Annotated in this window: 17 protein-coding genes; 2 read left to right on the forward strand and 15 right to left on the reverse strand. The window is 63.9% G+C overall.

Annotated elements, in window-relative coordinates:
• Positions 1–49: 49 nt before the first annotated feature.
• Positions 50–1,033 (reverse strand): ABC transporter permease, encoded by a 984-nt coding sequence (locus NKI32_RS23455; RefSeq protein ID WP_502897981.1) that lies wholly within the window; start codon positions 1,031–1,033, stop codon positions 50–52.
• 287 nt (positions 1,034–1,320) lie between these two features.
• Between NKI32_RS23455 and NKI32_RS23460 the strand changes: the two genes are divergently transcribed.
• Complete coding sequence (locus NKI32_RS23460) at positions 1,321–2,283, forward strand: sugar-binding transcriptional regulator (RefSeq protein ID WP_352444430.1); 963 nt, start codon at positions 1,321–1,323, stop codon at positions 2,281–2,283.
• A gap of 16 nt (positions 2,284–2,299) precedes the next feature.
• Here the strand turns inward: NKI32_RS23460 and NKI32_RS23465 are convergent, their stop codons facing one another.
• The 8 genes from NKI32_RS23465 to NKI32_RS23500 form a co-directional block, all read right to left on the reverse strand.
• A complete protein-coding gene (locus NKI32_RS23465; protein WP_353003794.1) occupies positions 2,300–2,833 on the reverse strand; it encodes a hypothetical protein in 534 nt (177 codons plus the stop codon).
• A gap of 157 nt (positions 2,834–2,990) precedes the next feature.
• Positions 2,991–4,478 (reverse strand): xylulokinase, encoded by a 1,488-nt coding sequence (locus tag NKI32_RS23470; protein ID WP_353003796.1) that lies wholly within the window; start codon positions 4,476–4,478, stop codon positions 2,991–2,993.
• A 20-nt stretch (positions 4,479–4,498) separates the two neighbouring features.
• Positions 4,499–5,821, reverse strand: coding sequence for an NAD(P)H-dependent oxidoreductase (locus tag NKI32_RS23475; protein WP_353003798.1), 1,323 nt, complete (start codon positions 5,819–5,821; stop codon positions 4,499–4,501).
• 161 nt (positions 5,822–5,982) lie between these two features.
• Positions 5,983–7,086: a mandelate racemase/muconate lactonizing enzyme family protein gene (locus tag NKI32_RS23480; protein ID WP_353003800.1), complete on the reverse strand. Its 1,104-nt coding sequence runs from the start codon at positions 7,084–7,086 to the stop codon at positions 5,983–5,985.
• A 17-nt stretch (positions 7,087–7,103) separates the two neighbouring features.
• A complete protein-coding gene (locus tag NKI32_RS23485) occupies positions 7,104–7,811 on the reverse strand; it encodes a GntR family transcriptional regulator (protein ID WP_353003802.1) in 708 nt (235 codons plus the stop codon).
• Between the two features lie 180 nt (positions 7,812–7,991).
• Positions 7,992–9,146 (reverse strand): efflux RND transporter periplasmic adaptor subunit, encoded by a 1,155-nt coding sequence (locus tag NKI32_RS23490; protein WP_352460067.1) that lies wholly within the window; start codon positions 9,144–9,146, stop codon positions 7,992–7,994.
• 14 nt (positions 9,147–9,160) lie between these two features.
• Positions 9,161–12,349, reverse strand: coding sequence for an efflux RND transporter permease subunit (locus tag NKI32_RS23495; protein WP_023687080.1), 3,189 nt, complete (start codon positions 12,347–12,349; stop codon positions 9,161–9,163).
• A complete protein-coding gene (locus tag NKI32_RS23500; protein WP_352625625.1) occupies positions 12,343–12,603 on the reverse strand; it encodes a hypothetical protein in 261 nt (86 codons plus the stop codon). The genes NKI32_RS23495 and NKI32_RS23500 overlap by 7 nt, the downstream gene beginning before the upstream one ends.
• A gap of 242 nt (positions 12,604–12,845) precedes the next feature.
• Here NKI32_RS23500 and NKI32_RS23505 point away from each other — a divergent pair, with 242 nt between their 5' ends.
• On the forward strand, positions 12,846–13,427 hold the full coding sequence (locus tag NKI32_RS23505) for a TetR/AcrR family transcriptional regulator (protein WP_023668517.1): 582 nt from the start codon (positions 12,846–12,848) through the stop codon (positions 13,425–13,427).
• 440 nt (positions 13,428–13,867) lie between these two features.
• Here NKI32_RS23505 and NKI32_RS23510 read toward each other — a convergent pair whose 3' ends face one another.
• The 6 genes from NKI32_RS23510 to NKI32_RS23535 all read right to left on the reverse strand — a co-directional run bounded on the left by NKI32_RS23510 (position 13,868) and on the right by NKI32_RS23535 (position 20,720).
• Positions 13,868–14,890, reverse strand: coding sequence for a LacI family DNA-binding transcriptional regulator (locus NKI32_RS23510; RefSeq protein WP_023668516.1), 1,023 nt, complete (start codon positions 14,888–14,890; stop codon positions 13,868–13,870).
• Positions 14,891–15,026: 136 nt separating this feature from the next.
• Positions 15,027–15,821, reverse strand: coding sequence for an ATP-binding cassette domain-containing protein (locus tag NKI32_RS23515; RefSeq protein WP_023668515.1), 795 nt, complete (start codon positions 15,819–15,821; stop codon positions 15,027–15,029).
• 4 nt (positions 15,822–15,825) lie between these two features.
• Complete coding sequence (locus tag NKI32_RS23520) at positions 15,826–16,812, reverse strand: ABC transporter permease (RefSeq protein WP_353003805.1); 987 nt, start codon at positions 16,810–16,812, stop codon at positions 15,826–15,828.
• Positions 16,813–16,921: 109 nt separating this feature from the next.
• Complete coding sequence (locus NKI32_RS23525) at positions 16,922–17,854, reverse strand: substrate-binding domain-containing protein (RefSeq protein ID WP_353003808.1); 933 nt, start codon at positions 17,852–17,854, stop codon at positions 16,922–16,924.
• Between the two features lie 296 nt (positions 17,855–18,150).
• Positions 18,151–19,179, reverse strand: a complete 1,029-nt coding sequence (locus NKI32_RS23530; protein ID WP_352535418.1) for an ABC transporter permease — start codon at positions 19,177–19,179, stop codon at positions 18,151–18,153.
• Entirely contained in the window at positions 19,176–20,720 is a 1,545-nt protein-coding gene (locus NKI32_RS23535; protein WP_353003810.1) for a sugar ABC transporter ATP-binding protein, read from the reverse strand. Before NKI32_RS23535 ends, NKI32_RS23530 begins: the two co-directional genes overlap by 4 nt.
• Between the last annotated feature and the right edge of the window lie 37 nt (positions 20,721–20,757).

A 20,757-nucleotide genomic window follows, 5' to 3' on the forward strand; every position in this document is an offset into this window, starting at 1 on the left:
CGTCTATCGCCCGGACGCTCCGGGCGAATTCTCAATTGTGCCCCGTTCTCTATCGCGCCCTGCGCCGCCAGGTATCGCTGGCGACCGCCAGCGCGATCACCACGCCGATCACCACCTGCTGGATGAAGGGCGAGACGCCGAGCAGATTGAGCCCGTTGCGCAGCACGCCGATGATGAGTACGCCGACCGCGGTGCCGCCGATCGAGCCGATGCCGCCCGAGAGGCTGGCGCCGCCGATCACCACCGCCGCGATGGTGTCGAGCTCATAGCCGAGGCCGGAACTCGGCTGCACAGAATCCAGCCGCGCGGCGAGCACGATGCCGGCAAGACCCGCAAGCACGGCGCAGATGGCGTAGACCCAGTTGGTCAGCGACTTCACCGGAATGCCGGAGAGCCGCGCCACCTCGGCGCTGCCGCCGATGGCGTAAAGGCTGCGGCCGGTGGCGCGGTAGTTGAGGAAGATGGCGAAGACGATCGCCAACACCACCATTAGCCCGACGGTGACCGACAGGAAGCCGAAATGGCGGATGATCGACAGGCTGGTGAACCAGTCGGGAAAGCCGACGATCTGCGAACCGTCGGTGATCATGTTGGCAAGACCGCGCGCCACCGACATCATCGCCAGCGTCGCAATGAACGGCGGCAGCCGGGTGACGGTCACCAGCAGGCCGGACACCAGTCCGCAAAGGCCGGCGACGACCAGTGCTGCGACGACGCCGGCCGCAAGGCCGAGATTGAGATAGTCGGGGTGGGAGACAAAGCCCATCACCATGGCGGCCAGCGCCAGCACCGAGCCGACCGAGAGATCGATGCCGCCGATCAGGATCACCAGCGTCATCCCGATTGCCATGATGCCGAGCACCGTGATCTGGTCAAGTACGTTGAGGATGTTGCGCACGGTGAGGAACGTGTCGGTGGTCAGCGTCAGCGCCAGGCAAAGCAGCAGCAGCCCGATCAGCGGCCCCATGGTTCCGGCAAACAGCGCCGAAAGCTTCGCGGCCGTCGCACCTTGAGTGCCGGGCGCGGCTTTCAACTCGCCAGCCTTCGACTCGCTTGCATCATTACTCACGGCCACTTCGTCTCCTCCCTCAGCGAAACGACGATGGCCTGCCGTCCGCTCTTGTTCACCAGGCACCTCCCTGTGAACAATTTATCTTTGATATGCAATTTTGTTCAGCTAAACTGTTCATTAGAAAATTGTCAAGAGCCGTTGCGCCATTCGGCGAAGGTTTGCGCCACCGGGCGGTTTGTCCTAGGGAAGGCCAGGGGGCGGCGCTTTGCGGAAAAGATTTCCGAAATCTGCCGCGGGAGAGCACGAGCATGGCGACCGTCGAAAATGAGAAGGCCTCGCGCTTCCCCGATGCCGAGCTGAAGGCCCGCGCCGCCTGGCATTACTATGTCGAAGGGCTGACGCAGGAGCGCATCTCCGAGATTCTTGGCGTCGGCCGCATCAAGGTGCACCGGATCCTGTCGGCTGCCCGCGAGGAAGGCATTGTCCAGTTCCGCATTCGCGACAGTGTCGTCGAATGTGTGCAGCTCGAGGAGAGCCTGAAGCAGCGCTTTGGGCTAAGCCAGGCGGTCGTGGTGCCGTCGGCCGCTGATCGCAGCAACGCGCCGCTGATGATCGGCCACGCGGCTGCCGCCTATCTCGCCGACAACGTCAATGCCGGCGACGTCATTGCGCTGGGCTGGGGCCGGACGCTGAAATTTGCCATCAACGAATTGCCGAGGCGGCCGATTGCCAGGACGACGGTCGTCTCGATGCTCGGCGGCCTCACCCATGCGCAGCCGCTCAACCCGACCGAAAGCGCCTGGGAGTTCGCCGAAAAGATCGGCGCTGAATGTTTCCTGCTGCCGGTGCCGGTCTATGCCGACAAGCCGGAACAGCGCGATGCCTTCATGAGCCAGCGCAGCGTTCAGGATGTCGTCTTCCGCGCGCGCCGCGCCAACATCGCCGTGCTCAGCGTCGGCTCGTTTTCCAAGGACAGCCCGATCGCCAATTACGGCTTCATCAAACCGAGCGAACTCGAGGAATTGCAGGCGGCCGGCGCGGTCGGCGACCTCTTGTGCCATTTCATCGACGCCGAGGGCCACTCTGTCGACCATGAGGTCAACCGCCGCGTCTGCGCCTATCCGCTGCAGGATCTGTCCGATATTCCGAGCATCATCCTGGTGTCAGGCGGTCAGGAGAAGGTCGCCGTCATGCGCGCCGCGCTCGCCAACACCAGGGTTTCGGTGCTCATTACCGATGAGGATGCGGCCAAAGGCCTGCTCAACCGTTGAGCGCTGTCGGCCTCGGTCAGAATTCGCAGGGCTCCGGACGACTGTCGTCCGACCAGTCGGCCAGTGCGATCGGCACGAATTTTCCCGCGACCGGTTTGCCGTCGTCCAGGTCCTTTGAAGCGGTGCCTTTGCCGGTGAGAAAATTGATGTCGCAACCGCCCAGCGTCGTCTCGACCGAGCCGTCGGCTTTCTGCACATTCCAGTCCCAGTCGCGACTGTAGCCGGCGACAAGGAATTTACCGCCGCGCCAGACGATGGTCAGCGTCGCATCCCATGATTTGTTGGCGCCGCAGCCGAAGCACGAGGTGACGGCAAGCGATCCCTTGCCCTTGCTTTCGAGCCCGAGAATACGGTCCTGCGTCAGCGCCTTCTTGACAAAGTCAGGCTTGCGCGAAGGATCGAGCTTTCCTTCGCCGGCAGCCAGATAGATCGAGAGATCCGCCAGCCCGCTGTCGGAATCCGCCGCGATCGCGGCCCGATCCATCCTGCCGTCATTGTCCATGTCGAGCGTGACCTCGAAGGGCGGCCCGTCCTGCGCACGCGCCGTCATTGGAGCTGCCGCAAGCGCGACAATCCAGGGCAGGGCGGCAAGGTGAAATACTGCTTTCATGAGCCCGATGAGTCTAGCATTGGCCGGGCAGGACGCAAAATCGGCAAGCTGGGCAGGTTGGGCATGGGAGCCTCACGCAGGCAAGCTGCGCTTGAACTCAGATCGCACCGAGCCGCGCGTGGATGTCGCGTGTCGCGTGATAGAGGTCGCGGTAGATCGCCTTGCGCGCCCGGTAAGCCGGCACCAGCGTCATGTCAGGATCGACACGCCTGGCTGGCGCCGCCGCCATTGCCTTGGCGGCGTCTTCCGCCGAGGCGAACCAGCCGATCGCCGAAGCCGCCAGCATCGCCGCGCCAAGGGCCGCCGCCTCGTTGACCGGCGACACGAACAGCGGCCGCTCCAGCACGCTGGCCATGATCTTCATCAGCAGCGCCGAATTGGTGCCGCCGCCGGCGGCAATCATCTCTCCCGGCTTGCCGCCGCTTTCGGCCTCCATCGCCTCGCTGGCGATGGCCTGCTCCAAAGCGATGCCTTCCAGCGTGGCGCGGAAGAGATGCCTGGGCTCATGGTCGAGCGACAGGCCAACAACGGCGCCGCGCGCCGCGCCATCCCAATAGGGGCTCAAGACCCCGGCCCAATAGGGCATGACCAAAAGACCGTCGCCGCCGGCCGCAACATCGACCGCACCCTTCTCCAGTTCTGCCGCGGAAGACGCGCCGGTGGTGCGCACGATCCAGTCGACCAGTTGCATGCCCGAGCGCAGCACGGTTTCCAGCATGAAGCCGGAGCCGGTCGGCGAGACCAGCGTGCGAAACGCGTCCGATGTGGTGACCGTGCCGGAATAGCAGCCGCTGACGACGCCGGAGCCGAGCGAGAGATAGCTCCTGCCGGCACCATAGACGCCCATGCCGAGACCCATGGCCTGGCCATCGCCGGCGCCGGCGACAATTGGCGTGCCCGCTTTGAGGCCAGTCAGCTGGGCAATGCTTTCGGCTAGGCCGCCGCAGATTTCGCCTGGGCCGATCAGCGCCGGCAACTGCCGTGGCTGCAGCCCTGCAGCCGCGACAAGCTCAGGGTGCCATTCGCCTGTCGCGACATCGAGCAAGCCGAGCGGGTCGGCACTTGCCGTGCTGGTTACCAGCCGTGCGGTCAGCCGGTGAACGAAGAAGCCATGAACATCGACCAGGGCGGCGGCGTTGGCCAGCACCTGCGGCTGGTGTTCCGCCAGCCAGGCGATGGCATAGAGCGCCGGCGTCGGATCCGGCGGCTTGCCGCTCCAGTCGCGGATCGTCTCGCGGCCAAGCTCGGCCGACAGCTTGGCGACTTGAGGCCGGGCGCGCTCGTCAAGCCACAGGATCGCCGGGATGAGCGGCGTGCCGGCCTGATCGATCAGGGTGAAGGTCTCGCGCTGATGGGCTATGGCAATTGCCGCCACGCGCGCGGCGCCGACCTTGTCGGCAACCTGCTTCAGCGCACTGATGAGGGCTGCCCACCAATGTTCGGCATCCTGCTCGAAATGGCCGGGCTTCGGATTGGCCAGCGGATAGGCCTCGCGCGCCTGGAACAGCTCCGCGCCGTCGCGGGTGAAGGCGATTGCCTTCACCGCCGTCGTCGAGGCATCGATCCCGATAACGACATCGTCCATCACAGGGAGATCCCGAAGGTTCAGGCGGCGTTGGTCACAAACTGTCCGTCCGACTGGTCGAGACGGCGGCGGATCTGCGTTATCACCATCGAATCGTCGGGTACACAATTTTCATAGGTGAGGAAGTCGCCGGTCTTGACCGGCTTGACCACCTTGGCGCGTTCGGCAATCCCGAGCGGCAGCGCGCCCTTGGCGCGGGCGTCCTCCCAGGTCATGGCGAAGCCGCGATAGTCGTTCTCGCCGATCATGCCCAGCGACTGCCCGGCGCCGAGATCGCTTTTGGCTACCGCCACCGCTTCGGCGACCGGATGGTCGAGCGGCTCCATGTCGGCACGTTTGTAGACAACGGCGCGCGCCGCCGACAGTGGCACTTCAAGGCTTGTCAGGTGGTAGGGACGGTAGATCGTGAAATAGGGGCCCTTGCCGACCTTGAGGTCGACCATGCGCTCCAGCACGCGCGGATGCCTCGTTTCGATGATGCAGAACACGCCGGGCGCCACGCCCTTGCCGATGGAATAGTCGACCACGCCCTTGCGGTGCAGCACGCCGCCATCCTCGCGCGGGCAAAGCACGCTGGCCAGTTCCTCCAGCGTCGCCGTCGGGCCGTGCATGCCCGGCACGTCGGGCACCAGCCCGGTGGCGTTGGCGATAGCCACCATCTCGATCGCCGTCTTGGAACCGTCGACGAACTCGACCAGCATGCGCGCATTCATGTTGCGCTCGGACGCTTCCTTCTCGTAGTCGGCGGGCATGGCGTCGATCTTGAGCGGGTTGTTTTTGCCCTTGCCGGCGGCGATGATGTTGAAGCCGAGGCTCTTGGCGAAGCCGATGATCTCCAGCGTGCAGGCGGGTTCGTCGCCGGCCGCACCGGTGTAGACCACGCCGGCCTTGCGCGCTTCCTCCTTGAGGAAGCGGCCGATCGTAATGTCCGCCTCGACATTGAGCATGACGATGTGCTTGCCGTTCTTCATCACTTCGAGCGCAAACAGCGTGCCGATGTTGGGATTGCCTGTCGCGTCGATGATGACATCAATGCGGCCGGCCGCGGCCAGCGCATGCAGATCTTCGGTGACAGCGATCTTGCCGGCCTCGATGGCACGGTCGATGGCAGAGGCGTTCGCAGCCTGGACGATGTCGGAGCGGTCATGGCCGGCGAGCAGTGCGGCATCGATCGCCGCTTGCGGGCGCACCTCGGAAATGGCACCGATCCGCATGCCCGGCATCAGCGCCACCTGGACGACGATGTCGGTGCCCATCTGCCCGGCGCCGGCGAGACCGATGGTGATAGGCCCTTGGGCTTCAGCGCGCTGCAGAAGTTCCGCTGCAAATTGCGGATGGGCCATATTCGCTTCCTCCAGTCACGACGCGCCGCAGCGTCAAATCATCATTTTGAACATTCCTATTTCCATTTGAAAAATATTTCAACCCGCAAATCGGAGAATGGCTGCAGGACCAAATCTCCCACGGAGGTTCGTGGGGTGACAGCTTCATGCTGCGCTTGATCTCAGCCGATCTCTAGGAAAGGCTTGCCGAGCAGGTCGGGCACGACATCGATGCCGAGGCCGGGCCCGTCGGGAATGCCCATGTGGCTGCCGGTGACCGGTGGGGCGTTGGAGGCCGTGCGCACCGTCACCCACTCATGGAAGGCGATGGCGTGCAGCCGGCGTTCTTCCGGCGTCGACAGCGACAGATGCGCCATCGCCGCCGTGTCGATCTCGGCGCCGCCCGTATCCTCGACGGTGATCATGAAACCGAGATCGACGGCGACGTCGCGGATTTGCCTTGTCCTGGTTACGCCGCCAAGCCGCGAGATCTTCAGCGTCAGCCCGTCGGCGGCGCCCAGGCGATGGATTTCCAGCATCGCCTCGAGCGAGATGACGCTCTCGTCCAGCACCATCGGCTTGTCGAGCATGCGGCGCACCGACATGTTCTCCACGATCGTCGTGCAGGGCTGCTCGAACGTGTAGTCGATGCCGCGCGTTGCATCGGCGAACTGCCGCGCCTGGTAGGGTGTCCAGCCGGCATTGGCGTCGCAGAAAATCACCGTGCCTTTCGGCACGGCCGAAGCGACTGCGCTCACCCGCTCGATGTCTTCATGCACATTGCCGCCGACCTTGACCTGCAGCCGGCGGCAGCCCTGGGCGATGATCCTTTTGGCCAGTGCCGCCATCTGGTCGAGCGTGCCGTGGGTGACGACGCGGTAGGTCTCCGCCATGTCGCTCTCGCGGCCGCCAAGCATGGTCACCAGCGGCACGTCGGCGGCCCGGGCCGCCAGATCCCAGCAGGCCATGTCGAGCGCCGACTTGATGTAGGGATGCCCCTTGAACACCGTATCCATCAATCGGCCGATGCCGGCGAGGCCACGCGGGTCCTGGCCGATCAGGTGCGGCGCGATCTCGACCACGCCCGCGCGCGTTCCCGCCGGAAAGGCGGCCGAGTAGAAATTGCCGAGCGGCGCCATCTCGCCCCAGCCGGTCACGCCGCTGTCGGAGGTGATGGCGGCGATCACCGCATCGAAGCAATCTGCAACCCGCCCCTTTGACATGCGGTAGGGCCCGTCCACGAAGGGCTGCACGACGCGATAGGCCTTGATGGTTTTGATCTGCACTTGTCTGTCCGTTGTCTCTAGGCGTTGAGGAGGGTCAGTCCTTCGATGTTCCGCTGATCGAGGCCACGCGCATAGGCAAGCAGCTCTTCGAAATCGAGGTCGATATGCTCGCGCGCATGGCGCTGGGCAGCGCGCATGTCGGCGCCCTTCAAGAGCCGCACATAGGTTTCGTGGAGATCTTCGGCCGGCACCGGCTCGTTGCGGGCCTGCTGGTGCAGGGCAAAGTACATCTGCAGCCGGCTGGTCAGCCGCTGCCAGGTTTCCAGCAGCACCGAATTGTCGGCCCATTCATAGATCAGCCCGTGCAATTGCAGTGCGGTCTCGATCTGGCGGGTGGTGTCGCGCGCGCGCGTTGCCTGCTTCACCGCTTCGTGGCGGCGGTCGAGTTCATCGAAGAAGCGCTGGTCGCGCAGCTTCCATGTCCGCTCGATGGCGAATTCATCGAGCACCTTGTTCAGCGAGTAGGCGTCGTCAATGTCCTTGGCGGTGACATCGATGACGAAGGTGCCGGCATAGGGAATGCTGGTCAGGATGCCTTCCTGCACCAGCTCGCGCATAGCTTCGCGCAAAGGCGCGCGGCTGACCCGCATCTGCTCAGCGATCCTCAGCTCGCTCAGCTTTTGGCCGGGTTCCAGCTGGCCGGTCAGGATCGCCCGCCGCAACAGCGCAACGATCTCGGCTCGGCGTGTCGTATCCGCGATCGGATTGAAGTCCAGCTTGGCCATTCCGTCACTCCAGTGAGAGCCGGAAACAGACAAGCAGATTGTCGACAATCCTACAATATGTCTGTTCCGGATTCTTGTGCCTTGCGGTTACTCCAAAAACGGCGTGCGGCGCTCCATAAAAAAACGGCGCCCTCGGCGTGGAAGCCGAAGGCGCCGCAGGACCGGGGCTGATGGGGGTTATCAGCTGGCCGGTTTCTCCTGGGGCAACGGCGAGATCGGCATTCCTGGTCCGATCTTCTGCAGATTGCCCGTTATCACCTGGTCGCCTTCGGCAACGCCGCTGAGGACCGCCACAAGGTCGCCGCTGGTCGCGCCAAGCGAGACGATGCGCTGGTCGACCGTGTTGCCCTTGCCGACGACATAGACATATTTGCCGAGCTGGCTCGAACCCAGCGCCACCTGCGGCACCATCAGCGCGTCGGGCAGCTGCTTGATGTGCAGCCGCACCCGGACATACTGGCCCGGCAGCAGCGAGAACTTCGCATTGCCGATGGTGGCGCGAGCCGTAATCGTGCCAGTCGAGTGGTCGACCGTGTTGTCGATGAAGGTGAGTTCGCCCTTCTGGCTGGCTTCGGTCTCGCCGGGCAGCAGCACCTCGACCTCGATCGGGCCGGCGGCCCGGGCCCGTTCGATTTCGGCCAGGTCCGTCTCGCTCGGATTGAAGGTGACGTAGATCGGGTCGAGCTGCACCAGCGTGTTCAGCACCGTGCCGGCGACGCTGACCAGCGTGCCGACCGAAGCCTGGTTGCGGCCGACGCGGCCGGCAAACGGAGCGTGGATTTCGGCGTAGCTCAAATTGAGCTCGGCCGTGCGCACCGCCGCCTGGTTGACGGCAAGCGACGCTTCGGCCTGGCGCAAGGTGCTCGTACGCTGGTCGAACCCATCCTTGGCCAGATAGCCGCTCTTGGCGAGTTCGGAGCCGCGGCCGAGATTGGAGCGCGCATAGTCGAGGCTCGCCTGGTCGCGCTGCACTTCGGCCTTGGCCTGGTCGAGAGCCGCCTTGAAGTCGTCAGGCGAGATCTTGTAGAGCAGATCACCCTGGCGCACATCCGCGCCGTCCTTAGCCGTCTGCTCCTGCAGATAGCCGGGCACGCGGGCCTGCAAGGTGACGCTGCGGATCGCCTCGATGCGGGCGGCGTAGTCAAGGTAGATCGGGATCGTCTTCTTGACCACGCTCGTCACCGGCACCGGCATGACGAATGCCGCAGGTGCTGCCGTCGCTGCCGCCGTGCCGGCATTGAGGCTGAGATTGCCCATGTCGAGGAAGTGGACGCTTGCCACCGAGACCGCTCCCAGGGCGACGGCCGTTCCCAAAGCTATTTTCCATTTACGCATTTTGGTCTCCAATTCTATTCGGCTGCTTCGGCCAGGCGCATCGGCGCTGGTTCGGCAGTCGGTTCATTATTGTCCTGGTCATGAGCAGCGTTCGGTTCGCTGCGCACGCGGCCTTCGCGCAGCTGTTCGATGACCGCGTAGAAGACTGGCACGAACACCAGCGACAGGATGGTCGCCGCGACCATGCCGCCAAACACGGTGGTGCCGATCGACTGCCGGCTTGCCGCACCCGCACCCGTCGCAAACATCAGCGGCAGCACGCCGAGGATGAAGGCGAAGGCCGTCATCAGGATCGGCCGCAGCCTCAGCCGCGCAGCTTCCATCGCCGCGTCGACAATGCTCAGTCCCTCCTCGCGCCGCCGCCTTGCAAACTCGACGATCAGGATCGCGTTCTTGGCGGCGAGGCCGATCAGCATGACGAAGCCGATCTGCGAGTAGACGTCGATCTGCATGCCGCGCAGGAACAGGGCTGCGAAGGCGCCGAACAGGGCCAGTGGCACCGCCAGCAGCACCATGAACGGCATCGCCCAGCTCTCATACTGCATCGCCAGGATCAGGAAGACGAAGACGATGGCGAGGCCGAAGACGACCGACGCGATCGATCCTGCCTTGAGCTCCTGGAAGGTGATGCCGGTCCATTCGAAACCGAAATCCCTGGGCAAAGCGGTGGCGGCGGCCCGTTCCATCGCGGCAACCGCCTGGCCCGACGAGAAGCCGGGGGCTGCGCCGCCATTGATCGTGGCCGAGGCGTTGTTGTTGTAGTGCGGCACGGTTTCCGGGCCGACGAACGGCACCAGTTTGCCCAGTGTGCTCAGCGGCACCATGCCGCCGGAGGCGTTGCGCACATAGAGCCGCGAAAGGTCGCCTGCGTCGGCACGTGCATCCTTGTCGGCCTGGATGGTCACCCGGAAGGTGCGGCCGAACAGGTTGAAGTCGTTGACGTAGAGCGAGCCGAGATAGATCTGCAGCGTGTTGAAGACGTCGGGCAGGTTGAGGCCGAGCAGTTTGGCCTTGCTGCGGTCGAGGTCGTAGTTGAACTGCGGCGTCGAGGTCGAGAACGGCGAGAACAGCTGCTGCGGGTTGATTTCCGGCTGCTTGCGCGCCTCGGCGATCACGGCTTGCGTCGCGTCGTTGAGGGCTGAACTGCCGCGCCCGGTGAGATCCTCGACGACGAATTCGAAGCCGCCCGTGGTGCCGATACCCGGGATCGAAGGCGGATCGAAGGACAGCGCGAAGGCTTCCGGAATCTGCATCAGCTTGCCGCGCACGTCGGCGACGAGCTTCGACGCGCTCTGGTCGGGGCCGCGCTCTTCCCACGGCTTCAGGATGGCGAACTCGACAGCCGAGTTCGACTGCGCCGCACTGGTCAGGAAGTTCAGGCCGCTGATCGAACCGACAATCTCGACTCCGGGCGTAGCTTGGAGGATGTCGCGCGCCTTCTGCGCCACCGCATCGGTGCGTTCCAGCGAGGCGCCGTCAGGCAGCTGGATGACGACGAAGAAGTAACCCTGGTCCTCGACCGGAAGGAAGGTCGAGGGCAACTTCTGCCAGACGAAGTAGGTGGCCACCAGGCCGGCCGCGAACAGGCCGAGCATGATCCAGCGCAGCCGGATGAGGATACGCACGCCGTGCGCATAGGCATGCGACAGTCTGTCGAAGCCCGTGTTGAACCAGCGGAACGGGGCGAACTGCGTCTCGCCGCGATGGCGCAGGAAGGCGGCGCTCAGCGCCGGGCTGAGCGTCAGCGAGTTGAAGGCGGATATGCCGACCGAAATCGCCACCGTCAGCGCGAACTGATTGTAGAGCTTGCCGGAGACGCCGGGAATGAAGGCAACGGGCACGAAGACGGCCATCAGCACTGCGGTGGTGGCGATGATCGGTCCGGTGACCTCGGCCATCGCGGCCTTGGTCGCCGCCAGCGGTTTGAGGCCCGCCTCCAATTGTCGCTCGACATTTTCGACCACCACGATGGCGTCGTCGACGACGAGGCCGATGGCCAGCACCATGCCGAGCAGGGAGAGCATGTTGAGCGAGAAGCCCATCATTTCCATGACCACCATCGTCGCCACCAGCGACACCGGAATGGCGATGGTCGGGATGATCGTCGTGCGCCAGCTCTGCAGGAAGATGAACACCACGGCCACGACCAGCACCAGCGCTTCGCCAAGCGTGATCAGCACGTCATGCATCGATGCCGACACGAAGCGCGTGGTGTCGTAGTGCATGGCGTAGCTGACGCCCTTGGGAAAACGGGCCGACAGTTCCTGCATCTTGTCCTTGACGTGCTGCTGCAGATCGAGCGCGTTGGAACCGGGCATCTGGTAGACGGCCAGCACCACCGTCGGGTCCTTGCCGAAGAAGGCCGACGACGAATATTGCAGCGCGCCGAGCTCGATGCGGGCGACGTCGCGCAGTCGCACCAGCGAGCCGGTGCCGGTGTTGGCGCGCACGACGATGTCGCCGAACTCCTTGGGGTCGCTCAGGCGGCCGACGGCGTTGACCTGCATCTCGAAGGCGGTGCCGGCGGGCGCCGGCGACTGGCCGATCTTGCCGGCCGCCACCTGGACGTTCTGTTCCGAGATGGCGTTCTGGACGTCGACAGCGGTGATGCCAAGATTGGCGAGCTTGTCCGGGTCGAGCCAGACGCGCATCGAATAGCGGCGCTCGCCGAATATCTGGACGTCGCCGACGCCAGGCAGCCGCTTCAGCGGATCGACGACCTGCAGATAGGCGAGGTTGCTCAGCGCCACCGGATCGACCGAACTGTCGGGCGAGGTCAGGTTGACGATGAGGACGAAATTCGGGTTCTGCTTCTTGATCGTCACGCCGCCCTGGTTGACGATCGCCGGCAGCGACGAGGCCGCTTGCGAGACGCGGTTCTGGACGTCGACGGCCGCGGTGCTCAAGGAATAGCCGACATCGAAGGTGATGGTGATGGTCGAGGAGCCGTCATTGGAGCTCGACGACGACATGTAGGTCATACCTTCGACGCCGTTGATCTGCTGCTCCAGCGGCGTCGTCACCGTATCGGCGACCACTTGCGCGCTGGCGCCCGGATAATGGGCGCTGACCACGACCTGCGGCGGCGTGATGTCGGGAAACTGCGAAACCGGCAAAAGGAAATAACAAATCGTCCCGGCGAGCACCATGATTATGGCGATGGCCGAGGCGAAGATCGGACGATGGATGAAAAAGTTTACCACGACACGCAAACCTCTTTATAAGAACCGGCCTCTTTAAAAGAATTGGCAGACCGGGACAGCCGCCGGCCGCGCACCGAACCCGGGTCTTGCAAAAAATACGAAGACGGCGCCGCACCGCTGAGGCCCTGCTCATCGGCAACGGTCCTCAGCATCGCTTCGAAGGCGCGCGGATTGACGCGGTCCGCTTTCATCACCAGCCGGATCATCGGATCCCGGATGGCTTCATCGATGGTCAAATCCTTGCGCTGCGACATTGGAGCGTCTCCATTCCAGCGATTCGCATCGGACGATCGCGAACCGGTTTTCATCTCTTCACCGGCCGGAGCCGCATGACCTGCAATTTTCACCCTTTGTGATCTGGCAGGACCAGTTCACGGCCTTGTTATTGACGGAAGGCCACATAGGTGTTACCAGTAAGTAACATTCGGATAGTTACAGACCGGTAACACCCTAGTCAAGAGGTGAACCGAATTTTTAGGGAGACAAGGAGACTGCGATGGCAGACGGCATTACCGATCGCGTGCGCCCCCGGGACCGAATCCTGGAGACGGCGCAGGACATGTTTCACAAGCATGGCATCAAGGGCGTCGGTGTCGACGCCATCACGGAAGCCGCCGGCACCAACAAGATGACGCTCTACCGTCATTTTGAGTCGAAGGACGAACTGATCGTCCAATGCCTGCGCGCGTCGGCGGCTAAAGGCGCCGCGATGTGGGACCAATTCGAGGCTGAGCATCCCGGCGACAAGCTCGCCCAGTTGCATGCCTGGATTCGCATGGCCGCTGCTTGCCTGGCGGCTGACGGTCGCGGCTGCGACATGGCCAATGCCGCCGCCGAATTGACCGAGCCGGACCATCCGGCCAGGAGCGTGATCAAGGAGCTCAAGAGCGCTCAGCGCGATCGCCTCGTTGCGCTGTGCCGGGATGCGGGCATCGGTCAGGCCGAGCTTCTGGCCGATACGCTGTCGCTGCTGTTCGAAGGGGCGCGCGTCAGCGTGCAGACCATGGGCTGCCAGGGCCCCAGCACGCAGTTCGTGCGCATGGCTGAAGGCCTGATCAGCTCTTTCAGGGCGCGCTGAATTCCAGCTCACCGAGTTTGCAAGGCCCCCTCATCCGGCCGCTTCGCGGCTAGCTCCTCCCCGAGGGGAGAAGAGGCTGGCGCCGGCGCTGATGATCTCCTTTCGCTTTGGCGAGAGGTCGGATTGCAGCGAATTGCTCTTTGCAACTCGGTCTCGGCAATCCGGGTGAGGGGCTTTGGATATGCCAAGTTTCATTTGGGAATGAAAAAAGCCCGCTGCCGGGAGGAGGTGGCAGCGGGCTCGATTTCGAACGAGATGCGGGAGGAGGTGCACCGCGCTCAGCGTCGGCATCGCATCTGGGAGGAGTAGATGGCCGACACCCAGATGAGTAAGGGTTGCCCAATGATTCGGCAACAATGAAAGTTGCATGGCTGCTGTGCAGATTTGCGGCATCTACCCCGACTTGTCGTACAAATCGGAGAAACCGCCACGGCGCGACTTCACTGCACCGGCACGTTTTCCTTGAAGATCAGCCGTGGCTCGATGAACTTCTTCGTCAGGTATGGCGCGGCGGATGCGATCGAGCCAAGCAGGCGGATCACAGATTGCTCCGCGATCAGCCGCGCATTCTGGTCAATGACGACATCGGCGAGGTCGTCGACGAGATAGCCGCGCGTTTCCTTGGTCAGGTCGTGGCAGATGAAGACCGGCTTCTTCTTTGGCTTGGCCTCGAGCAGCGCTCTCGCCACACCTGAGCGCCCGGCGCCGACGCAATAGATGCCGAGCAGTTCCGGCTCGTTGTGCAGCGCCTGCATCGTTGCGGTGTAGCTGCCCTCCGGTTCGTCATTGATCTCGACCGCACTCGAGACCGTGAGATTGGGGAATTCCTCTGTCAGCACCGACCGAAAGCCCATCTCGCGCTCCTCGTGCCCGCGATAGGAACGCGAGCCGACGACCATCGCCAGATGACCCTGGCGGCCATTGAGGAAGCGCCCCATCAACAGCGCCGCCGTGCGTCCGGCAACCCGGTTGTCGATGCCGACATAGGCCGAACGCGGGGCGGCTGGAACGTCGGAGACCAGCGTGACAAGGCGGATGCCTGCCTCGACCACATCGCGCAATATGTTGCGCGTTCGCGGATGATCGACGGCAATGACGCCGACGCCATTGGCCTTCAGCGACAGATTTTCAACCGCCGCCTGCAGCGCTGCCGGCGAGATGCCGCCGAGATTGTGGATCCGGCACGAGGCGACCAGCGGCAGGCGCCCCGCATAGTCCTCGATGTGCCCGGCGAGGTCGATCATGAAACCGTTGGCGCCGATCGGCAGGAAGAATTCAAGATGCGCCGGCCGCGACGGCAGCGTCACCTGATCGACCACCGGCAAATAGCCGAGCTGCTTGGCCGCCTCCATCACCCGTTGGCGGTTGGCGGCGCTCGCGCCGGCCCGGTTGTTCAGAACCCGGTCGACGGTCGCGGTCGACAGGCCGCAGCTCCTGGCTATGTCGGCAACGGTGGCTTTCATGGCTGTAGTCATAGAGCATGATCCCGAAAAGTGGGAACCGGTTTTCTCGGACAAACGGGAACCGTTTTGTCAAAAGGTCATGCTCTACAACGAGTTAGAGCGGATGCGTTTCCGTGCCAGACGGCGCGAAGACGGTTCAGCCGTGCGATGGCCCGCCTTCGATGATGGCGTCGCGGATCTCCTTGTCGGACATCCCGGTGATGATGCGTTCGACCTCGGCCACGCTGGTCTTCTTCGGGTCGATGTCGTCGGCCACCACCTTGCCCCGGCGCATGACGACGATGCGGTCAACCACCTGGAAGACATGGTGGATGTTGTGGGCGATGAAGATGCAGGAATGCCCGGAATCGCGCGCGTTGCGCACGAAGCTCAGCACGCCTTGCGTCTCGGCGACGCCGAGATTGTTGGTCGGCTCGTCGAGGATGATCAGGTCGCTGTCGAAGTGCATGGCGCGCGCGATGGCGACGGCCTGCCGCTCGCCGCCGGACAGGGAGCCGATCGGCGTCGTCGGCGGGATGTTCTTGGAGATGCCGACCTGTTTCAACAGGTCGCGGGCGACATTGTTCATCGCCTCCTGGTCCATGCGGTTCAAAAAGCGCGGCGGTTTGATCGGCTCGCGGCCAAGGAACAGGTTGCGCGCGATCGACAGCTGCGTCACCAGTGCCGAATCCTGGTAGATCGTCTCGATGCCGTGCGCGATGGCGTCGCTGGTGCTGCGCAGATTGACCTTCTTGCCGCGGATGAAAATGTCGCCGCTGGTCAGCGGCACCGCCCCCGACAACACCTTGATCAGCGTCGATTTGCCGGCGCCATTGTCGCCGAGCAGGCCGACGATCTCCCTTTCGTTGACATGAAAATTGGCGTCTTCGAGCGCCTGCACGCGCCCGTAGGACTTTTTGATGTTGGACATGCGGATGAGCGGTTCAGCCATGGTTCTAGGTCCCTGCCTGATGCCGGCGTTCCAGCCATGAGTGCAGCGCCATCATGCCGAGGATGATGGCGCCGATGAAGATGTTGTAGGCCAGCCCGGGCACGCCGATCAGCACGATGCCGTTGCGCATGACGCGCAGGATGAGGATGCCGAGCACCGTGCCGATGATGGTGCCGCGCCCACCGGTCAGCGCCGTGCCGCCGATCACCACCATGGCGATGACTTCGAGCTCGTAGCCGGTGCCGCTGTTGGGGTTGGCGGCCGACGTGCGCAGCGACGAGATGACGCCGGCAAGCGAAGCCATCACCGACGACAGCACGAACAGGCCGATCTTGACGCCGCTGACGTTGACGCCGCGCGCCCTTGCGGCGCTTGGATTGCCGCCGGCTGCCTGGATCCAGTTGCCGGTCCGGCTTTGCGTCAGCACGTAGCCCAGTGCGATGGCCGCCGCGATGAACCAGAAGAGCGACATGTAGATGCGGAACGGGCCGATGAAGAAATCACCGACCAGCGCTTCGGCCAGCCAGCTGCCCTCGGCGCTCCACGTCCGCTGCGGAAAGCCGTCGGTGACGAACAGCGCGGTGCCGCGCACCACCAGCAGCATGCCGAGCGTCACCAGGAAGGATGGGATTTTCAGCTGCGTGACGAACCAGCCATTGACCAGGCCGATGAAGGCCGCGATCAGCAGCGCGGCGAGGAAGCCGACCTCCAGCGAGGTCAGGCCGCTGTTGAACAGCGTCCACATCAGCACCGGCGAAAAGCCGAACAGCGAGCCGACCGACAGATCGAATTCACCCGACGTCATCAACAGCGTCATCGCCAGCGCGATCAGCCCGAGCTCGACGGTGAAGGCCAGCGTGTTGGAGATGTTCTGCGGCGACAGGAAATCGTGGTTGATGCTCCAGAACACCGCGATTTCGACGATGAGCAGAACGAAGGGCCCGAATTCCGGCCTCGCGATCAGGCGTTGGATGAGCGAACGGTTTTCCACTGATAACCTGCGACAGGAAGGGGAAGGCTGAGCCCAGCGCGCAACGCGAAGGGCTCGGCGAAAAGACAGTCGCGACCGCGGCTGCGGCCGCGACTGTTGAAGGTCTGGGTTATTTGCCCGACAGGATGTCGTCGTAGACCTGCGCGGTGTCCTTTTCATAGAGCGCGCCGGTGATGACGTTGAAGCCCGGAGGAATGCCTGACGCCGCCATGTTGGCCAGCGACAGCGCGACGTAGCTGGTCGCCTGCGGGTCCTGCCACTGGCCGGCATTGACGTAGCCGGTCAGCACTTCCTGGGTGGTGTCGAGCGAGTTGCCCCAGCCGACGACCGCAATTTCGCCCGGCTTGATGCCGGCCTGGTCGAACACCCGCTTGATCGAGCCGGTGACCAGATCGCCGAGGCCGATGATTGCCTTGACCTTGGCCTTGTTGGCGGTGAGATAGTCGACCATGCGGTTGATGGCTTCGGCCTGGTCGAGGGTCGCTTCGGTGATCTCATAGGTGATCCCCAGCGGTTCGAAGACGCTCTTGATGCCTTCCTCTTCCTGGACGCCGTAGGTGGCGCCGGGGATTTCGACCGGCATCCAGACGAAGTCGCCCTTCTTCACCAGGCCCTTGTCGACCAGATATTGCGCCCAGTGCTTGCCGAAGGTGACGTTGTCGCCGCCGACATAGGCGTCGAAGCTTGCCTTGGGATCGGGCGTGTTGAAGTTGATGATCGGGATCTTGGCCGTGTTGGCTTCCTTGGCGATTTCGATCAGGCTGCCCGGATCGGGGCTGGTGGTGACGATGCCGTCGGCCTTTGCCGAGATCGCGGCGCGCACGGCCTCCTGCTGCGAGGCAACGTCGCCATTGTGGAACGAGGTGTTGACGGTGTTGCCGGTGTCCTTCGCCCATTGCTTGGCGCCGGCCAGGAAGTAGGTCCAGACCGGGTCGGCCGGGCCGCCATGCGAAATCCAGTAGAACGTCTTGGCCTGTGCCGCCGCCGGAACGGCCAGCGCCACAATCAAGCCAAGCACGAGTAATCGTAGCCTCGTCAGCATTTGCTTTCCTCCCATGTTGAAAAACGACCTCCACGTCCGGCGATGATCCGGGCCATGCCCTTGATCCTCTCCTCCTGCCAGCGCCGACCCGGATGCGCAGAGCATCTTCTTTTGCGGCCGATGGCAAGCCTCCATCCGCCCAATGGATGGTGGCGCGATGCAACGCGCCATCATCGATCCCATCAGATCGCATCAGTTAGAGGGCGATTCCAGGAAAAGTGTGAAACGGTTTTCCGTCCGGAATTGCGTCAACCAAGAGATAGAGATATTTCCCGGCAAGCAGGCGGGGCTTAAACTCAGGCGCGCGGATTTTCCTGAAAGCGCTCGGCCTGGCGGTTGCGCAGCACCTTGGCCAGCCGGTCGAGCGCGAGCGCCAGCACCATCACCGCGCCGATCACGAAGGGGCTCCATGCGGCGTCGATGCCGAACAGGGTCACGCCGCTCAAGATGACCTGGACGATCAGCATGCCGATCACCGCACCGAAGACGGTGCCGCGCCCGCCGGAAAGCGAGGTGCCGCCGATGATCGCCGCGGCAATCGCCATCAGCACGAAACCGCCGCCTTGGTCGACGTCGGTAACGGGAGAGCCAAGCCACAGCGCGCCCGCCAGCCCCGAGACGATGCCCATCAGCACCAGCGTCTGCAGCCGCACAGCACCTGTCGGGATGCCGGCATAGAGCGCCGCCTGCGGATTGCTGCCGACGGCCTGGATCCGGTAGCCGAAGCGGCTGCGGTGAAGCACGAGGTGCATCACCACCGCCATTGTGACGAAGACAAAGACAGCCGTCGGCACAAGGCCGAACAGCTTGCCGTGAACGATCTCAAAGAAGTCGCCGCCTGGGCTGGCCGGAGCTGTCGCTTGCATCTTGACGGCCACCGCCGCCAGGCCCCGGAACATTGCAAAGGTGCCCAGCGTAACGACGATGGCCGGCAGTCGCAGCGCCACCACCAGCAGGCCGTTGACGAGGCCGAGCCCGGCGCCGAGCAGCACGCCGGCAAGGGCGGCAAGCCACGGGTCGATGCCGGCGGCCAGAAGGAATGCGGTGAGAAGGGCCGCGAGATGGAATATCCAGCCGACGGAAAGGTCGATCTCGCGGAGTGCGAGCACGAACACCATGCCGATCGCCAGCATGCCGGGATACGCAGCGGTTTCCAGCAACGACAGCACATTGGCCTCGTCGAGGAAATCCGGCCGGGCAAAGCCTGTAATCGCCACAAGGACAACGAGCCCGATGAGCGGCCTGAGTTCGACGGGCAGGCGAAGGCTGCGCTTCGGGTGGGCAGCCGAACCGGCAAGCTGTAGCATGGGATCCAATCGTGTCATGCCATGGCTCCCACGAGTTTCTTTTTCGGCCGCTCCGCCTCCGGCATCTCGCCGGTGGTGGTCAGTTGCAGCACTGTCCTTCGCTTCATCTCGGCGCCGGACAGCTCGCCGGCGACCCGGCCGCGGTGGAAGACAAGGACGCGGTTGCTGAGGTTTGTCAGTTCGGACGGCTCGACCGAACGCAGCAAAACGATACAGCCATTGGCCGCCATCTGCCGGATCAGCGCATAGATCTTGCGCTTGGCAGCCGCCTCGATACCGCCAGCCGGATTGTCTAGGAGCAGCACTTGCGGCGCCGTCTCCAGCCATTTGGCGATTACGATCTTCTGCTGATCGCCGGCCAGCAGCGAATTCACCGGCGCGTCCGGCAGGCCCTTGATGCGCAGCGCATCGATCTGCCTTGCGGCGGCGGCGATCGCGGCCTTGGGCGAGTAGCGGCGAGACCCCCAGTTGCGGGCGCCGGTAGCGATGTTGCCTATGTTGAAGGCCAGCGACCGGTCGGGCATCAGGCCGTTGCACAGGCGGTTGGCCGGCACCAGGCCGATGCCGCGCCGCGCCGCTTCGGTCGGATTTCCAGGCAAGCCGTAGCCGTCGAGGAGCCGCACCCTGCCGCTTTGCGCCTCGCGCAGGCCAAACAGCATCTCGAACAGGTCTTCAACGCCCGACCCCTCAAGCCCGGCCAAGCCGAGGATCTCGCCGGAGCGGGCGGTGAAGCTGACGCCGGAAATCCGGCCGCCGCTCAGACCCTCCACCGTGATCCGCGGCCTTATCGTGCTGGCATTGGCCGGCAGTGCAGGCGGGAACAGGCTGCCGCGCTGCTGGCCGATCATGGCGTCGATCACATCGGCTTCGCTCAACGCCGAGCGCTCACTTGTCAGCACGTCACGGCCGTTGCGCATCACGGTGACCTGGTCTGCGATCGCTAACACGTCCTCCAGCCGGTGCGAGACATAGAGCACGCTCGTGCCCTTGGCCTTGAGGTCACTTAGTACGGTGAACAGGTGCTCGGTCTGGCGCCGGTCGAGCGCAGAATTCGGTTCATCGAGGATCAGCAGCCTCGGGCCTTCCAGAATTGCGCGGCCGAGTTCGACATAATGCCGTTCGCCCATGCCGAGTTGTCCCACAGGAGCGTGGACATCGACGTCGAGCTTGAGTTGCCGAAGCAAGGTGCGGCTGCGTGCCTCCATTTCGCGCCTGGAGACGAAGCCATTGCGCAACGGCTCGCGATTGACGAACAGATTGGCCAGCACCGAGCGGTCGGCAAACAGGCCGAGCCCCTGGTGGACGACGCCGAAGCTGTGCTTGCGTGCAGCGATCGGGCTGTCGACGGTGACGATCTGGTCGCCGACGCGGATGGTGCCGCTGTTGGGCCGGAGCACGCCGGCAAGCACCTTCACCAGCGTCGACTTTCCGGCGCCGCTTTCACCGACGACAGCATGGATGGTCCCCTGTCCGACAGACAGGTTCATATCCCTGAGCGCGACAACGCCGCCATAACGCATGGCGAGATTGCGCACCGATATCATCGGCAAACCGAGCATGCGATTCGGCCCCCACAGACCGCGCCCCGATCCTGGA

The organism is Mesorhizobium sp. M0761, assembly GCF_040320205.1.
In the GTDB taxonomy this organism is placed as follows: domain Bacteria; phylum Pseudomonadota; class Alphaproteobacteria; order Rhizobiales; family Rhizobiaceae; genus Mesorhizobium.

What these genes read in the sequence shown, in the direction of transcription:
- NKI32_RS23460 (WP_352444430.1), top strand. Translation starts at nt 1,321, where the DNA reads ATGGCGACCGTCGAAAATGAGAAGGCCTCGCGCTTCCCCGATGCCGAG.
- NKI32_RS23475 (WP_353003798.1), bottom strand. Translation starts at nt 5,821, where the DNA reads ATGGCCCATCCGCAATTTGCAGCGGAACTTCTGCAGCGCGCTGAAGCC.
- NKI32_RS23515 (WP_023668515.1), bottom strand. Translation starts at nt 15,821, where the DNA reads ATGGCTGAACCGCTCATCCGCATGTCCAACATCAAAAAGTCCTACGGG.
- NKI32_RS23530 (WP_352535418.1), bottom strand. Translation starts at nt 19,179, where the DNA reads ATGACACGATTGGATCCCATGCTACAGCTTGCCGGTTCGGCTGCCCAC.
- NKI32_RS23525 (WP_353003808.1), bottom strand. Translation starts at nt 17,854, where the DNA reads ATGCTGACGAGGCTACGATTACTCGTGCTTGGCTTGATTGTGGCGCTG.
- NKI32_RS23465 (WP_353003794.1), bottom strand. Translation starts at nt 2,833, where the DNA reads ATGACGGCGCGTGCGCAGGACGGGCCGCCCTTCGAGGTCACGCTCGAC.
- NKI32_RS23510 (WP_023668516.1), bottom strand. Translation starts at nt 14,890, where the DNA reads ATGAAAGCCACCGTTGCCGACATAGCCAGGAGCTGCGGCCTGTCGACC.
- NKI32_RS23470 (WP_353003796.1), bottom strand. Translation starts at nt 4,478, where the DNA reads ATGGACGATGTCGTTATCGGGATCGATGCCTCGACGACGGCGGTGAAG.
- NKI32_RS23505 (WP_023668517.1), top strand. Translation starts at nt 12,846, where the DNA reads ATGGCAGACGGCATTACCGATCGCGTGCGCCCCCGGGACCGAATCCTG.
- NKI32_RS23500 (WP_352625625.1), bottom strand. Translation starts at nt 12,603, where the DNA reads ATGTCGCAGCGCAAGGATTTGACCATCGATGAAGCCATCCGGGATCCG.
- NKI32_RS23485 (WP_353003802.1), bottom strand. Translation starts at nt 7,811, where the DNA reads ATGGCCAAGCTGGACTTCAATCCGATCGCGGATACGACACGCCGAGCC.
- NKI32_RS23490 (WP_352460067.1), bottom strand. Translation starts at nt 9,146, where the DNA reads ATGCGTAAATGGAAAATAGCTTTGGGAACGGCCGTCGCCCTGGGAGCG.
- NKI32_RS23535 (WP_353003810.1), bottom strand. Translation starts at nt 20,720, where the DNA reads ATGCTCGGTTTGCCGATGATATCGGTGCGCAATCTCGCCATGCGTTAT.